The 15950-nt window shown below is 70.4% G+C and carries 12 protein-coding genes; 11 read left to right on the forward strand and 1 reads right to left on the reverse strand.

Features of this window, described 5'->3' with window-relative positions:
• The first annotated feature begins 42 nt into the window (after positions 1–42).
• Positions 43–873, forward strand: coding sequence for an HAD family hydrolase (locus LUM46_RS01175; RefSeq protein WP_374726951.1), 831 nt, complete (start codon positions 43–45; stop codon positions 871–873).
• A gap of 512 nt (positions 874–1385) precedes the next feature.
• On the opposite strand, the gene LUM46_RS01180 is transcribed toward LUM46_RS01175, so the two are convergent.
• Positions 1386–2477: an NADH:flavin oxidoreductase/NADH oxidase gene (locus LUM46_RS01180; protein WP_274991748.1), complete on the reverse strand. Its 1092-nt coding sequence runs from the start codon at positions 2475–2477 to the stop codon at positions 1386–1388.
• 201 nt (positions 2478–2678) lie between these two features.
• Here LUM46_RS01180 and acs point away from each other — a divergent pair, with 201 nt between their 5' ends.
• The 10 genes from acs to LUM46_RS01230 all read left to right on the forward strand — a co-directional run bounded on the left by acs (position 2679) and on the right by LUM46_RS01230 (position 15931).
• Positions 2679–4709, forward strand: coding sequence for an acetate--CoA ligase (gene acs / locus LUM46_RS01185; protein WP_274991750.1), 2031 nt, complete (start codon positions 2679–2681; stop codon positions 4707–4709).
• 120 nt (positions 4710–4829) lie between these two features.
• Complete coding sequence (mshD, locus tag LUM46_RS01190) at positions 4830–5786, forward strand: mycothiol synthase (protein WP_274991751.1); 957 nt, start codon at positions 4830–4832, stop codon at positions 5784–5786.
• Between the two features lie 324 nt (positions 5787–6110).
• Positions 6111–8369 (forward strand): RNA degradosome polyphosphate kinase, encoded by a 2259-nt coding sequence (locus LUM46_RS01195; protein ID WP_274992056.1) that lies wholly within the window; start codon positions 6111–6113, stop codon positions 8367–8369.
• On the forward strand, positions 8366–9400 hold the full coding sequence (locus tag LUM46_RS01200; RefSeq protein ID WP_374726952.1) for an NUDIX hydrolase: 1035 nt from the start codon (positions 8366–8368) through the stop codon (positions 9398–9400). The genes LUM46_RS01195 and LUM46_RS01200 overlap by 4 nt, the downstream gene beginning before the upstream one ends.
• Before the next feature lie 82 nt (positions 9401–9482).
• Positions 9483–10082 (forward strand): hypothetical protein, encoded by a 600-nt coding sequence (locus tag LUM46_RS01205; protein WP_274991752.1) that lies wholly within the window; start codon positions 9483–9485, stop codon positions 10080–10082.
• A gap of 369 nt (positions 10083–10451) precedes the next feature.
• Positions 10452–11069 (forward strand): DUF47 domain-containing protein, encoded by a 618-nt coding sequence (locus tag LUM46_RS01210; RefSeq protein ID WP_274991753.1) that lies wholly within the window; start codon positions 10452–10454, stop codon positions 11067–11069.
• 1 nt (position 11070) lies between these two features.
• A complete protein-coding gene (locus LUM46_RS01215) occupies positions 11071–12075 on the forward strand; it encodes an inorganic phosphate transporter (RefSeq protein ID WP_274991754.1) in 1005 nt (334 codons plus the stop codon).
• A 97-nt stretch (positions 12076–12172) separates the two neighbouring features.
• Positions 12173–13615, forward strand: coding sequence for a sugar porter family MFS transporter (locus LUM46_RS01220; RefSeq protein ID WP_274991755.1), 1443 nt, complete (start codon positions 12173–12175; stop codon positions 13613–13615).
• 199 nt (positions 13616–13814) lie between these two features.
• The gene (locus LUM46_RS01225; RefSeq protein ID WP_274991756.1) at positions 13815–14318 is read left to right on the forward strand and encodes a MarR family winged helix-turn-helix transcriptional regulator; all 504 of its coding nucleotides are present in this window, start codon (positions 13815–13817) and stop codon (positions 14316–14318) included.
• Positions 14315–15931 (forward strand): MDR family MFS transporter, encoded by a 1617-nt coding sequence (locus tag LUM46_RS01230; RefSeq protein WP_274991758.1) that lies wholly within the window; start codon positions 14315–14317, stop codon positions 15929–15931. The genes LUM46_RS01225 and LUM46_RS01230 overlap by 4 nt, the downstream gene beginning before the upstream one ends.
• The last annotated feature ends 19 nt before the right edge of the window (positions 15932–15950 follow it).

Here is a 15950-nt window from a genome sequence, read left to right on the forward strand (position 1 = left end):
CTGTTGGCCCGCGCCGACGGACCGCCCCGCTAGGCTCTTCGCGTGACCGAGCAGGCTCCCCAGATCGCCCCTCGAACGATGCCGCGCGCGCCGCGTACCGCCGCGTTCTTCGACCTCGACAAGACGATCATCGCCACGAGCTCGTCGGCGGCTTTCTCCAAGCCGTTTCTCGCGGGCGGGCTGCTCTCGCACGCCGACGTGCTGCGCAGTGCCTACGCCCACTTCGTCTTCATGATCGGCAACGCCGACGCCGACCAGACCGAGCGGATGCGCGCGCACCTGTCGTCGCTCGTGACCGGCTGGGACGTGGCGAAGGTCCGGCAGATCGTCACCGAGACGGTGCACGAGTTCATCGACCCGTACGTCTATGCGGAAGCGGTGCAGCTCATCGCCGACCACCACGCGGCGGGACGGGACGTGGTCGTGGTGTCGGCGTCGGCGGCCGTGCTGGTCGAGCCCATCGCCGCCGCGCTCGGCGCGGACCACGTGCTGTCCACGCAGATGAGCGTCGCGGACGGGCGCTTCACCGGCGAGATCGACTTCTACAACTACGGCGACAACAAGGCGGTGGGTGTGCGTCGGCTCGCCGCGCGCGAGGAGTACGACCTCGCGGGGAGCTTCGCCTACTCCGACTCCATCACCGACGCCCCGATGCTCGCCGCCGTCGGCCACGCCTACGTGGTCAACCCGGACCGGGTCCTGCGTCGGCGCGCCGCCGAGTCCGGCTGGGGCGTCCTCGCGTTCACCCGTCCGATCGCGCTGCGCCCGCGCATCGAACCCGTCCCGGTCATCGCCGTGGTCGGCACGGCGGCGGTAGGGGTCGCGGTCTGGCTGATCTGGCGCGCTGCCCGACGCCGGTCCCGGCGCGCCTGAGCACGCGAGGCCACCCAGCAAGGTCGTCCGATCTACCGCAACAGGTCAAGCCAAGGCAAGGCCGAAGATTTTCGCAGTCAATTGCCGACATGACAGGAATTGGCAATTGTGAAGATGAGTCCGCTCCGGTTGCTTTTGTTAGCAGAAGGCAGTGTGATTGTGTTCACAGCAAGCATTCAGGGCGGAAGGGACCGTGCCCTGGGGACCGAAAGGGTGTTGACCCGATCGGTCGGCAAGCGAAGTGCACGGTCACCCCGTCCAGCTGGTGAGAGCGGCACCCGGCTTGAGGATGCTCCCGGGCGCCGTGCTCGTAGACCGAGATCTCGCCACCGCAGTGGCCGGGCCCTCGCACTTCCGGATCGCGAACGGAAAATGCGAGGAGCCCGGCCGCACGGCGAATCGTTTCGCGGAATGCCGATCGGCTGGAAAAGAATCACCGCGCTCGCCATTCCTCCCGGCGTTGATACGCCGCAGGCACAGGAATCGCGCTCATCACTTGGCTCTCCGGCAGGTCACCGCCACTGCGCACGCGCATACTGCGGCTGCATTCCCACCCCGGAGTCCACGGGCAGCGTCCCGATCTTCTCGCGCAGCGTGTGCGCCGCGCGCAGCGGCCAGTACGGGTCCCGCAGCGCCTCACGACCGAGCATGACGGCGTCCGCCGAACCCTCCACGAGGATCTGCTCGGCCTGGGCCGGCTCACTGATCAGTCCCACGGCGCTCACCGGCAGCCCGGATGCCTCCCGCACCCGGCGCGCGTACGGCACCTGGTAGCCCGGCCCGACGGCGATGGTCGCCGGAGCCACCCCACCCGTCGACACGTCGATCAGGTCCGCACCGAGCGCTCTCAGCCGACCGGCGACCGCCGCGACGTCGTCGACCCCCAGGCCGTCGTCCCGCCAGTCGGTCGCGGACAGCCGCACCAGCAGCGGCAGCTCGTCGGGCCACGCGGACCGCACCGCCCCGACCGTCTCCTCGACGAGGCGCGAGCGGCCGTCCGCGGACCCGCCGTACCCGTCCGTGCGGGAGTTCGCCAGCGGCGACAGGAACTGATGGAGCAGGTACCCGTGCGCCGCGTGCACCTCGACGGTGTCGAACCCCGCTTCCCGTGCGCGGCGCGCGGCCGCGGCGAACTGCTCAGGGACGTCGGCGACCTGCGTAGCGGTCATCTCCGCCGGCGCGTCGTACCCCGGGAAGGGTTCTGGCGACGGGCCCAGGGTCGGCCACCCGCCGTCGGCCACCGGGACGGTGCCCTGCACCGGGGACCACGGGCGGAAGGTCGACGCCTTGCGCCCCGCGTGCGCGAGCTGGATACCGATGCGCGCCCCACGCTCGTGCACGAAGTCGACCACGCGCTTCCAGGCCGCCGCCTGCTCGTCGTTCCAGATCCCCGTGTCCTGGGGCGAGATCCGCCCCTCCGGAACGACGGCGGTCGCCTCGGTCAGCACCAGCCCGAACCCGCCCACGGCCCGGGCGCCCAGGTGCACCAGGTGCCAGTCGTCCGGCATCCCGTCCGACGCGGAGTACTCGCACATCGGCGACAGCCAGACCCGGTTGGGGACGGACACCTCACGGAGGGTGATCGGTTCGAAGAGGAGGCTCACGCCCGGGCCAACGTGGCCGACGGCCGGGCCATTCCGAGGCGGGACGCCCTGCCTCCGGGCCGACGGGCCGTGTCTCAGGGAGTGACCACGGATTGTGAGGACTGTCACCATCCGGGACTACACTCACCGGGCAGAGAGAACGCCAAGGCAGCGCCAAGTACCTGCTCGAACGAAACGCGAAGACGCGCACCGGAGGTCACCGTGACAGACACCCACCCGACGTCGGACCCGGCATCCGGCCCCAGCCTCGAGAACCTTCTGCACGAGTCCCGCAGCTTCCCGCCCAGCGAGGAGTTCGCGGCACAGGCGAACGCGAAGGCCGACCTGTACGAGAAGGCGTCGGCGGACCGCCTCGAGTTCTGGGCCGAGCAGGCGCGGGAGCTCCTGACCTGGAAGACGCCGTTCACCGAGACCCTCGACTGGAGCGGCGCACCGGTCGCGCGCTGGTTCGCGGACGGGACGCTGAACGCCGCGTACAACGCCGTGGACCGGCACGTCGAGGCGGGTCACGGCGACCGGGTCGCCATCCACTTCGAGGGCGAGCCCGGCGACACGCGCACGGTCACGTACGCCGACCTCCAGCAGGAGGTGTCCCGCGCGGCGAACGCCCTGACCACCCTCGGTGTGCAGACCGGCGACCGCGTGATCATCTACCTGCCGATGCTCGTGGAGTCCGTCGTGGCCATGCTGGCCTGCGCCCGCGTCGGTGCCGCGCACTCGGTGGTCTTCGGCGGCTTCTCCGCGGACGCCCTGCGCAGCCGGATCGCCGATGCCGAGGCCACGCTGGTGATCACCGCCGACGGCGGGTACCGCCGTGGCGCGCCCTCGGCCCTCAAGCCCGCCGTCGACGAGGCGCTCGCGCCCAAGGACGGTGCCGACCCGACGTCCGTGCGGAAGGTGCTCGTCGTCCGGCGTACCGAGCAGGACGTCGACTGGGTGGAGGGTCGCGACGTGTGGTGGCACGAGGCGCTGGCCGCCGAGTCCGACCAGCACGAGCCGGTCGCCGTCGAGGCCGAGCACCCGCTGTTCATCCTGTACACGAGCGGCACCACCGGGAAGCCCAAGGGCATCCTGCACACGACCGGTGGCTACCTCACGCAGACCGCGTACACGCACAAGAACGTGTTCGACCTGAAGCCGGAGACCGACGTCTACTGGTGCACGGCCGACATCGGCTGGGTGACGGGCCACTCGTACGTGGTCTACGGGCCGCTGGTGAACGGCGCCACGCAGGTGCTGTACGAGGGCACGCCCGACACGCCGCACCGCGGCCGCTGGTGGGAGCTGATCGAGAAGTACAAGGTCTCCATCCTGTACACCGCGCCGACGGCGATCCGCACCTGCATGAAGTGGGGCGACGACATCCCCGGCGGGTTCGACCTCTCCTCCCTGCGGGTCCTCGGCTCGGTGGGCGAGCCCATCAACCCCGAGGCGTGGATGTGGTACCGCCGCGTCATCGGCGGCGACCGGACCCCGATCGTCGACACGTGGTGGCAGACCGAGACCGGCGCGATCATGATCAGCCCTCTCCCGGGCGTCACCGCGGCCAAGCCCGGCTCCGCCCAGGTCCCGCTGCCCGGCATCGTCGCGACCGTCGTCGACGACGAGGCGAAGCCCGTGCCCGACGGCGGTGGCGGCTACCTCGTGCTCTCCGAGCCGTGGCCGTCCATGCTCCGCGGCATCTGGGGCGACCTGGAACGCTACAAGGACACGTACTGGTCCCGGTTCGAGAACCTGTACTTCGCCGGTGACGGCGCGAAGAAGGACGAGGACGGCGACATCTGGCTGCTGGGCCGCGTGGACGACGTCATGAACGTGTCCGGCCACCGGCTGTCGACCACGGAGATCGAGTCGGCCCTCGTGTCGAACCCGATCGTGGCCGAGGCCGCCGTCGTCGGCGCGAACGACGAGACGACCGGCCAGGCCGTCGTCGCGTTCGTGATCCTGCGCGGCGAGCACGCGAACCGGGCGTCGACGCCGGAGGGCGCCGCCGAGGTGCAGAAGGAGCTGCGCGACCACGTGGGCAAGGAGATCGGCCCCATCGCGAAGCCCAAGAAGATCCTCGTCGTCGCCGAGCTGCCCAAGACCCGGTCCGGCAAGATCATGCGGCGCCTGCTGCGCGACGTCGCGGAGGACCGGGCGGTGGGCGATGCCACCACGCTGGCCGACTCCTCGGTGATGGACCTGATCACGGCGGGCCTGCAGGCTCCGGCGGCTGCGTCGGAGGACTGACCCCCGTCATGCCGAGATAGAACTGTGGCGAGGTAGAACTGTGGCGAAGTAGGACCAGCGCGGAAGCCACAGTTCTACCTCGCCACAGTTCTACCTCGGCGCATGCAGGAGGATGGGCCTATGCGTATCGCTGCACCCATCGAGATCGGCCCGCTCGACGCCGACGCCCAGCAGGCCGTCCGAGACCTGGTGGCGGCCGCCGCGGCGCGCGACGGCGTGGCGCCGCTCTCCGAACAGCCGCTGCTCAACCTGGGGACGGACGCGGAGTGGATCACGCACGTCGTGGCCCACACCACGGCGGGCAGCACCATCGGCTACGTGCAGGTCGACCGCTCGGGCGAGACCGCGAGCGCCGAGCTGGTGATCCACCCGGAGCACCGCCGCAACGGGCACGGGCGCATGCTCCTCAAGACCGCCGAGCGTGACGCGACGCTCCCGTCCCGCTCGGGTGAACCCGGGCAGCACGGCAAGCACCTGCGGGTCTGGGCGCACGGCGACCTCGAGCCGGCTCGCGAGTTCGCTCGGGCCGCGGGTCTGCGACCGGTGCGCGAGCTCCTCTTCCTGAGCCGCCCCGTCACGCAGGCCGCACCGACGGCGGCGCCGGAGCTTCCCGCGCCGCCTGCCGGCTACCGGCTGCGCACGTTCCGCCCGGGGTCGGACGACGATGCCTGGCTCCGCGTGAACGCCCGTGCGTTCGCGACCCACCCGGAGCAGGGCCGGATGACCCTCGACGACCTGCGGGCCCGGCAGGCCGAGGAGTGGTTCGACCCGGAGGGCTTCTTCCTGCTCGTGCCGGAGGGCGCCACCGAGCCGGCGGCGTTCCTGTGGACCAAGACGGAACCGGGCCAGCCGGACGGCGCCCGCGACGGCGAGATCTATGCGGTCGGTGCGGACCCGGACCACCAGGGCAAGGGCCTGGGCCGCCTGATGACCGACGTCGGGCTCGCGCATCTCGCGCGCGCCGGCGCGTCGCGCGCCGTGCTCTACGTGGAGGGCGACAACAGGCCCGCTCGCGCGACGTACGAGCGGGCCGGGTTCACCCAGGCCGCCGTACACGTGCAGTATGCCCGCCCGTGACGGACGCTCTCCGAGAGCGTCACCCACTGTGTACCGAACGGTGACACCATGAATGACATGAAGGACAGCGCTGGGCACACCTCCGCCAGGCCCCGGGACAAGAATGGTCGATTCATGAAGCAGAGCCCTCGCACGGCCGGCACGGAGAGCATGAACGGAACGCCGGACGGGCACCGGGACCGGCCAGGGAAGACGACCGACAAGCTGGCGACGGCCGAGGTCGCGGAGAAGACCAAGCAGGCCGCCGCGCCGACTCCGACGCCGACTCCTACGCCGGCTCCCGCGCCAGCGGTACCGCCGGAAGGCGCCTCGGCGGACGACATCATGGACCCGCACTCCCTGGACGCGAGCCTGGCCGCGCACATCGCGGAGCACATCGCGGAGAGCCCCGAGGGGACCAGCCTGCTGGAGCCGGCGCTCCGCGGGCCGCTGCCGGTCGACCGGTTCGCGGACCGTGAGATGAGCTGGCTCGCGTTCAACCGGCGGGTGCTGGAGCTCGCGGAGGACCCGCGCATCCCGCTGCTGGAGCGCGTCCGCTTCCTGGCCATCTTCGCGTCGAACCTGGACGAGTTCTTCATGGTGCGCGTCGCGGGCCTGAAGCGCCGCATCGCGACCGGTATCGCGGTCACGAGCGCGTCAGGGCTCAGCCCGCGCCAGGCGCTGTCGCGCATCTCGGAAGAGGCGCACTCGCTCATGGAGCGGCACGCCCGTGTCTTCGAGGACGAGGTGCAGCCCGCGCTGGCCGGCGAGGGGATCACGCTGGTGCACTGGGGCGAGCTGGACACCAAGGAGCAGGAGCGGCTGCACAAGTTCTTCCGCAAGCAGATCTTCCCGGTGCTCACACCGCTCGCGGTCGATCCGGCCCACCCGTTCCCGTACATCTCGGGCCTCTCGCTCAACCTCGCGGTCGTCGTCGCGAACCCGGCGACGGGCAAGGAGCACTTCGCACGCGTCAAGGTGCCGCCGCTGCTGCCGCGCTTCATCGCGGTGGACGCGTCCGGCAAGCCGCGGCGCCCCGGCACGAAGAAGGCCGACCCGCAGCGCGGGCCGCTCTCGTTCGTGCCGCTCGAGGAGGTCATCGCACAGCACCTCGACTACCTGTTCCCCGGCATGGAGGTGCGGGAGAGCCACACGTTCCGCGTCACCCGCAACGAGGACGTGGACGTGGAGGAGGACGACGCGGAGAACCTGCTCCAGGCCATGGAGAAGGAGCTGCTCCGGCGCCGGTTCGGGCCACCGGTACGGCTGGAGATCGCCAAGGACATCAGCCCGCGCATCCGCGACCTGATCGTCCGCGAGCTGGGGGTCAAGGACGAGGAGGAGGTCTACGAGCTGCCTGCTCTGCTGGACCTGACCGGCCTCAACCTCATCGCCGACCTCGACCTGACGTCGCTGCACTACCCGCCGTTCGTGCCGTCCACGCACCGCCACCTCGCGGAGGTGGAGAGCTCCAAGCCGACCGACGTCTTCGCGGCGATCCGCCGCCGGGACATCCTGCTGCACCACCCGTACGACAGCTTCTCCACAAGTGTGCAGACGTTCCTGGAGCAGGCAGCGGCCGACCCCAACGTGCTGGCCATCAAGCAGACCCTGTACCGGACGTCGGGCGACTCCCCGATCGTGGACGCCCTGATCGACGCCGCCGAGGCGGGCAAGCAGGTACTGGCCCTGGTCGAGATCAAGGCCCGGTTCGACGAGGAGGCCAACATCTCCTGGGCCCGCAAGCTCGAAGAGGCGGGCGTGCACGTCGTCTACGGGATCGTGGGCCTCAAGACGCACTGCAAGCTGTCGCTCGTCGTGCGCCAGGAGCCCGACGGCTCGCTCCTGCGCTACTGCCACGTCGGCACGGGCAACTACCACCCCAAGACGGCGCGCCTGTACACCGACCACGGCCTGCTGACCTGCGACTCCGACGTCGGCCAGGATCTGACCCGCCTGTTCAACCAGCTCTCCGGGTACGCCCCCAAGTCGACGTTCCACCGCCTTCTCGTGGCGCCTCGCGCCGTGCGCTCGGGCCTGGTCGAGCGCATCGAGCGCGAGGCGAACGCCGCCCGCGCCGGCCACGAGGCGTGGGTCAAGATGAAGATCAACTCGGTGGTCGACGAGACCGTGATCGACGCCCTGTACCGGGCCTCCCAGGCCGGGGTGCAGGTCGATCTCGTGGTGCGGGGCATCTGCGCCCTACGCGTGGGCGTCCCGGGACTGAGCGAGAACATCCGGGTGCGCTCCATCCTGGGCCGCTTCCTGGAGCACTCACGCCTCTTCGCGTTCGCCAACGCGGTGGGCCCGGCCCTCGGCGAGGGGCCGGAGTCCGGCCCCGAGGTGTTCATCGGCTCGGCCGACCTGATGCACCGCAACCTCGACCGCCGGGTCGAGACGCTCATCCGGATCTCCGACCCGAACCACGTGGGCGAGCTGCTCGGCCTGCTGGACGAGTCGATGGCCGACACGACGGCGTCGTGGCACCTCCTGCCCGACGGCAGCTGGGAGCGCCCGTCCCCGGGAGCGGAGAGCAACGGCCTCCGCGACCTGCAGGCGGTCCTCATCCAGCGGCAGCGCCGTCGGCTCGAGCCCGCCCGGTGACCGGCCGGCGGTCGGTGGTGGGCACGGGTCCGACGACGACGGCCACCCCCACCACAGGTGTGCACACCCCGGTCATCATGACTGCCGGTGCGCTCGTCTGGCGCCGTCGGAACGGCGGGCTCCAGGTACAGCTGGTGCATCGCCCCCAGTACGACGACTGGTCGTGGCCCAAGGGCAAGCTCGAGGTCGGGGAGTCCTTCCAGGGCGCCGCGATCCGCGAGGTCGGTGAGGAGACGGGCAAGGAGATCGTGCTCGGCAGGCCCTTGCCGGGGCTCCAGTACCTCACGCCCGACGGCACGGTGAAGCGCGTGCACTACTGGGCGGCGCGCCGTGCCCGGCGGGGGCGCGACAGCGCGGCGCTCACGGCGCGTGCCCCCGTGGCGCCGGTCGACCGGGACGAGGTCGACCGGACCGAGTGGTTCGACGTGGACGAGGCCGAGCAGCGCCTCACCCGGACGTCCGACCGAGGCCCGCTGAACGCGCTGGTGGCCGCCGAGACCGAGGGCGTGCTCGACACCCGGACGCTCGTCATCGCGCGGCACGGCCGAGCGGTGCCGCGTACCGCCTGGCACGGCTCGGAACGGGACCGCCCCCTGACGCCGCTCGGCCACGGCCAGGCGGCCGCACTGGTCCCGGTGCTGGCGGCCTACGGCATCGAGCACGTGATCAGCTCCCGGTGGGAGCGGTGCGCCACCACCATCGACCCCTACGTGGGGGCCGCCGGCCTGCGGCCGAGCTACAGCGAGTACCTCACCGAGGCACAGCACGAGCGGTCGCCGTCGCGCGTCGCCGCCACCGTGCGCGACCTCCTGGAGGAGACCACGGAGTCCTCGGTGATCTGCACCCATCGCCCGGTCCTGCCGACGGTGCTGGACGTTCTCGGCCAGCACGCATCGCGCACGGTGGCGGACGGGCTGCCGTCGACCGACCCGTTCCTCGAGCCGGGCGAGGTGCTGGTGGCGCACGTCGCCGACACCACCTCGGGACCGCGGGTGGTGGCCACCGAGAAGGTGAGCCCGCCGATCTGGTGACGGCCGTGGTGGACACACGCCCGACTTCGGCGCACTATCGGTCACCATGAGCAGCGACCAACGACCTCCGAGACGGCCGGCCATGCTGGACCCCCGGGACGCCGAGGCGCTTCCCGGCGAGGTGGACCCCGCGCTGCGCGACGAGGTGGCGCACGCGACGGCACGAGCACTCGTGGACCGAGCACGCACCACCGAGGACCCGGCCGTGGTGGAACGACTCATCCACCTGGTGGAGAACGAAGGCCTCGACACGGTGGCGGGCCTGTGGGCGGACGCCGCAGCGGTCTCCCTGCCCGGCGCGCTCTGGCGGCTCTACGTGCTGCGTGAGTGGGTGCGCCGGGACATGGCTACCGTCATGCTCCGGTATCGGCTCGGTGTGGAAGCCGCACCGGTCCAGGAGGCCGTCGCGGGTGTCCCGAGCCCTCCGGAACCCGGTGACCTCCAGATCCTCGCCGACGCCGTCCTGTCCGGTGTCTTCACCGGTGACCTCGCCGTCGCCCTCGAACGGGCCGGCGCGTTCTGCCGCATCCTCTCGACCGGAGCCGCGTTCGACGCGGACTCCCGCGAGGTCGCCGATCCCACCGGCGCCACCCGGATGACCCGTAGCGCCAGCTCCCTGCTGCGCACCGCGGAAGAGCTGGAACGAGCCGGAGGGCTGTGGCGGACCGGCTCGCTCGAGTAGGCCGGCGCCCTGTCAGGCACGTGCCAGACACGTGTCAGATGCTGTCGAGCAGGTGGTACGCACGAGCACTGTGACGTCCGACCCCCTTGGCAGATCAGCACACGCCATTAGGATGGTGCAGGCGACGCCGGGCTGCGGAAGCCCCGGGCTCCACCTCAAGCCGCTACGAGCGGCCCCGCGCCGAGAGGCGCTCCCGGTTCGGCGTCGCTCCAACTTCCCTTCCTTCGGCCGACAAAGCCGTCGCCAGAACCTTGCTCGCGGGCCCGTACCGTTTGTCACGGGTTACCAAAGCGCAACCTTGCAAATTGGCGATGGTCGGCAACAGCTCTACGCTGAGCCTGTTCCAGAGCCCTCAGAACGGGAGCCCTCGTGCGCCTTACTCCGCGCGACACCAAGTACTTCGACCTGCTCGCCGCACTCGCCCAGCACCTCGTCCAGGGCTCGTCCCTGCTGGCTGAGCTGCTCGGCGCGGACCGGGCGGGGCGGGAGAAGCTCGCCGAGGAGATGCACGAGGTCGAGCATCTCGCGGACGATGCCACGCACTCGATCATGCGGCGCCTCAACCAGACCTTCGTCACGCCGTTCGACCGCGAGGACATCTCGGGTCTCGCCTCGGCGCTGGACGACTGCATGGACGAGATGGACGAGGCCGCCGAGCTCATCGTCCTCTACAAGGTGGATGCCCTTCCCGACCGCGTGTCGGAGCAGGTCCAGGTGCTGCAGCGCTGTGCGGAGCTGACGGCGGAGGCCATGCCCCGCCTGCGCTCGATGGACAAGCTCGCCGACTACTGGGTCGAGGTGAACCGGCTCGAGAACCAGGCGGACAAGCTGCACCGCAAGCTCCTGGCCCAGCTCTTCGACGACCTGGCCGGCGACCCCGTGCTGCTCATGAAGCTGAAGGAGATCGTGGAGGTTCTCGAGAACGCCGCGGACAGCTTCGAGAAGGTCGCGAACATGGTCGAGACCATCGCCCTCAAGGAGTCCTGAGTTGGAGGTCGCGCTGGTCGTCCTCGTGGTGGCGCTCGCCCTGAGCTTCGACTACACCAACGGCTTCCACGACGCCGCCAACGCGATCGCGACGTCGGTCTCGACCCGGGCGCTCACCCCACGGGTGGCGCTCGTCATGGCGGCCGCCATGAACTTCGCCGGTGCGCTCCTGGGCACCGAGGTGGCGGAGACCATCGCCACGTCGATCGTCAACCTCGGCGGCGCGGACACCCACGCCGAGCTGACGGTCGTGCTGTGCGCCCTGCTGGGCGCGATCACATGGAACCTCATCACGTGGTGGTTCGGCCTGCCGTCGTCGTCCACGCACGCCCTCATCGGCGGGCTGGTCGGCGCAGGGCTCGCCGGCGGCATGGGCGTCTACTGGTCGGCCATCGTCGACAAGGTGGTCCTGCCCATGATCATCTCGCCGCTCGTGGGCTTCGGCCTCGCGTTCGCCGTGATGATCGGCGTCATGTGGATCTTCCGCAACGTGGCCCCCGCCAAGGCGAACCGGCGCTTCCGGATCGCGCAGACCGCGTCCGCGGCGGCCATGGCGCTGGGGCACGGCCTCCAGGACGCGCAGAAGACGATGGGCGTCATCTACCTGGCGCTCCTGACCGTGGGCTGGGCCAACGCCGACGAGGGCATCCCGCTCTGGGTCAAGCTCTCCGCGGCGGCCGCCATCTCCGCGGGCACCTACGCGGGCGGCTGGCGCATCATGCGCACGCTCGGCCGCAAGATCATCGAGCTCGACCCGGCGCGCGGCTTCGTCGCCGAGTCCGTCTCCGCCCTCGTCCTGTACGTGAACGCGTTCGCACTGCACGCCCCGGTCTCCACCACGCACACGATCACCTCGGCGATCATGGGCGTGGGGGCCACCCGCAGGCTCTCCGCCGTGCGCTGGGGCGTCGCCGGGAACATCGCCGTCGCGTGGGTCCTCACCATCCCTGCCGCCGCCCTGGTGGCGGCGCTCGCGACGTGGGCGCTCTTCCCGTTCCTGGCCTGACCCGGACCAGCACCCGGGACGGGCCGGGTCAGAGACGCTTTTCACAACGGAGCGCTCCGCGCGCGACTCGCACCGGGTGAGACTTAGCATCGATCGCATGAGCACTACCCCCTCGGCCCCGACCGCCGGCGCCAGATCAGCCCACCGCAAAGCAACGGCCCTCGCCTTCGCCGCAGCGGTGGGCGGTTTCTTGTTCGGCTTCGACAGCTCCGTGATCAACGGCGCGGTGAACGCCATCGAGGGCCAGTTCTCCCTGCACCCCTCGGTGACCGGCTTCGTGGTCGCCGTCGCGCTGCTCGGCTGTGCGCTGGGCGCGTGGGCCGGCGGGCGGCTGGCCGACCGCTGGGGCCGCACCCGGGTCATGGTGCTCGGCTCGATCCTGTTCTTCGTGTCGTCCATCCTGTCGGCCGTCGCGTTCTCCGCCTGGGACCTCGGCATCTGGCGCTTCATGGCCGGTGTCGGCATCGGTATCGCCTCGGTCATCGCGCCCGCGTACATCGCGGAGATCGCGCCCGCCGCCATGCGCGGCCGCCTCGGCTCGCTGCAGCAGCTCGCGATCACCGTCGGTATCTTCGCGGCGCTCCTCTCGGACCAGATCCTCGCCGAGTCGGCGGGCGGCGCCGCGAACGTGCTCTGGCTCGGCTGGGAGGCATGGCGCTGGATGTTCCTGGTGGCCGTGGTCCCTGCCGCCGTCTACGGCATCCTCGCGCTGCGCATCCCGGAGTCACCCCGCTACCTCGCGGCCAACGGCCGCGACGACGAGGCGCGTGCCGTCCTGGCCAGCGTGCTCGGCCCGGACGAGGACGTCGACGACCGCCTCGTCCAGATCCACCGCAGCATCGCGATCGACGAGGCTAACGCCGCCCAGGCATCGCTCCGGGGCAACACCCTCGGGCTCAAGCCGATCGTCTGGGTGGGCATCCTGCTGTCGGTCTTCCAGCAGTTCGTCGGCATCAACGTGATCTTCTACTACTCGACGACGCTGTGGCAGGCTGTCGGGTTCGACGAGAGCCAGGCGTTCCTGGTCTCCACCATCACCGCGGTCACGAACGTCGTGGTTACGTTCATCGCCATCGCACTCATCGACAAGGTGGGTCGCCGCCCGCTGCTGCTCGTCGGCTCGGCCGGCATGACGGTGTCGCTGGGCCTGATGGCCATCGCCTTCACGCAGGCCACCGGCACCGGCGAAGACATCTCGCTCAGCGGGCCCTGGGGTGTGACCGCACTGGTCTGCGCCAACGCGTTCGTGGTCTTCTTCGGCGCCTCGTGGGGCCCGCTGGTGTGGGTGCTGCTCGGGGAGATGTTCCCGAACCGCATCCGCGCCGCCGCGCTGGGCGTCGCGGCCGCCATGCAGTGGATCGCCAACTTCGCCATCACCATGTCGTTCCCACCGATGCTGTCCGCGTTCGGCGCCAGCGTGCCGTACCTGATGTACGCGTGCTTCGCGGCGCTGAGCTTCTTCTTCGTGCTCACCAAGGTGCGCGAGACCAAGGGCATGGAACTCGAGGACATGGGCGAGGAGAGCCACACCACGACCTGACCCGAGCACCGATCCAGCCGATCTACCACGGCGCCGCCTCCACCACGGTGGGGGCGGCGCCGTTCTCGTGCGTCGGGCAGGCCGCTCGATCGCGGTGTCGCGCAGGTCACACGCGGGACGACCCAGCGGCATGCCGAGAACGCTTGCATTCGGCAACCATCGTTATATAGTTGCTTTAGGCAATCAATTGCGAGGCACGATGACTTCCCCGTCCAGCCGGACGCCGTCCGGCACCGAAGCTCCGGCCGTCGCCCTGCTCGCCGCGCTCCAGAGCCTTTCGCGCGCCCAACGGGAAGCGGCGGCACGGATCGCCCACGAGCTCGACTGGCCCCGGTCCGGTGTGGCCGTGCTGCACCTGCTCTCCCGGTGCGGCCCAGCCTCCCTGACCGACGTCGCGACACACCTGCGTGTCGACCTCTCCGTGGCGAGCCGCCAGGTCAGCACGATGGCCGACGCCGGCTACGTCGTCCGCACGGTCGACGCCGAGGACCGCCGGGTCCGCACGGTCGAGCTGACCGGTGCCGGACACGCCCTGGCGGCCGAGGCAGCCGAGCAGTACACGAACCTGATCGACCGGGCGTTCGCCGCCTGGTCGCCCGAAGACCTCGACGAGGCGACCCGCACGCTGGACCGCCTCGTCGACACCATCAGTGCGGACACCGCGCACCAGAGATCACCCCAGAACCAGCAGGAGTGTGCATGACCAGCCCCCACACGGAGCCCCTCGCGGTCGAGCCCGACCACCTCCAGGGCGAACCACCCGCCATGACGCACAGCGAGGTCCTCCGGGCGCTGTCCGGGATCCTCCTCGGCATGTTCGTCTCCGTCCTGGCGATGTCGGTGGTCTCGTCGTCGCTGCCGAAGATCATCACGGACCTCGAGGGCAACCAGTCGGCCTTCACCTGGGTGGTCACGGCGACCCTGCTGACCTCGACGATCTCCACCCCGATCTGGGGCAAGCTCGCCGACCTCACGAACCGCAAGACGCTGATCCAGATCGCCCTCATCATCTCCGTGCTCTCGGCGGCCGCCGCCGGGTTCGCGCAGGACACCGGGCAGCTCATCACCTTCCGCGCCTTCCAGGGCATCGGCGCCGGCGGCCTGCAGTCGCTCTCCGCCGTGCTCATCGCCGACATCATCAGCCCGCGTCAGCGCGGCCGGTACATGGGCCTCATGGGCTCGATCATGGGCATCGGCATGGTCGGCGGCCCGATCCTCGGCGGCTTCCTCACGGACGCCATCAGCTGGCGCTGGAACTTCTTCGTCGGCCTGCCGTTCGCGGTGGCGTCGATCATCGTGCTGCAGATGACGCTCAAGCTTCCGAAGCGGCCCCGCGGCTCGGCCCGGATCGACGTCCTCGGCGCCACGCTGATCTCTGCCGGCATCGCGACCCTGCTGCTGTGGATCACCTTCGCGGGAACCGAGTTCGACTGGCTCTCCTGGCAGACGGCGGTCATGGCCGGCGGCTCGCTCCTCGTCCTGGCGATCGCCGTGCTCGTGGAGCTGCGGGTCAAGAACCCGCTCATCCCGATGGACCTGTTCAAGAACCGCACGCTGGTGCTCGCCGTCATCGGGTCGGTCGCCGTGGGTGTCGCCATGTTCGGCTCGTCGGTGTTCCTCAGCCAGTACATGCAGCTCTCACGCGGCAAGACGCCCACCGAGTCCGGCCTGTACACGATCCCGATGGTCGTCGGCCTCTTCCTGTCGTCCACGATCGGCGGACAGCTGATCTCCAGGACGGGCCGGTACAAGCCGTACATGGTCACCGGCGGCGTGCTCCTGACCGGCGGCCTGCTGCTCCTGTCGACGCTGGACCACCACACGTCGTTCGTCCTGGTCTCGATCTACCTGTTCGTCCTGGGGGCGGGCGTCGGCCTCCTCATGCAGAACATGGTGCTGGCCACGCAGAACACGCTGCACATCAAGGACTCCGGGTCCGGCACGTCCACCGTGACGTTCTTCCGGTCGCTCGGTGGCGCCCTCGGCGTCTCGGCGCTCGGCGCGATCTTGGGCCACAGCGTGAGGACCAGCCTGCAGGACGGCGTCACGGAGATCGCGCCGCAGCTGGCGAAGCAGGGGATCGACCCGTCAGCACTGGCCTCCGGCGGCGGCACCCTGCCCGACCTGGCGACGCTCCCGCACATCCTGGTCGAGGTCGTCGAGAAGGCGTACGCGGACGGCATCGCGGACATCTTCCTCGCCGCCGTCCCGCTGGCCCTCGTCGCGCTGCTCTGCGTCTCCCTGATCAAGGAGGTGCCGCTGGGTCACCGCTCCGGCATCGACCAGCTGAAGGACCTGGAACCGGCAGCTCCCTGACCCTGTTGGTTGTGAGCGG

The organism is Promicromonospora iranensis (assembly GCF_028994805.1).
In the GTDB taxonomy this organism is placed as follows: Bacteria; Actinomycetota; Actinomycetes; order Actinomycetales; family Cellulomonadaceae; genus Promicromonospora; species Promicromonospora iranensis.

Excerpts from the sequence above, each read along its gene's own strand:
- LUM46_RS01230 (WP_274991758.1), top strand. The coding sequence starts at position 14,315 with ATGACCAGCCCCCACACGGAGCCCCTCGCGGTCGAGCCCGACCACCTC.
- mshD (WP_274991751.1), top strand. The coding sequence starts at position 4,830 with ATGCGTATCGCTGCACCCATCGAGATCGGCCCGCTCGACGCCGACGCC.
- LUM46_RS01220 (WP_274991755.1), top strand. The coding sequence starts at position 12,173 with ATGAGCACTACCCCCTCGGCCCCGACCGCCGGCGCCAGATCAGCCCAC.
- LUM46_RS01195 (WP_274992056.1), top strand. The coding sequence starts at position 6,111 with ATGGACCCGCACTCCCTGGACGCGAGCCTGGCCGCGCACATCGCGGAG.
- LUM46_RS01225 (WP_274991756.1), top strand. The coding sequence starts at position 13,815 with ATGACTTCCCCGTCCAGCCGGACGCCGTCCGGCACCGAAGCTCCGGCC.
- LUM46_RS01205 (WP_274991752.1), top strand. The coding sequence starts at position 9,483 with ATGCTGGACCCCCGGGACGCCGAGGCGCTTCCCGGCGAGGTGGACCCC.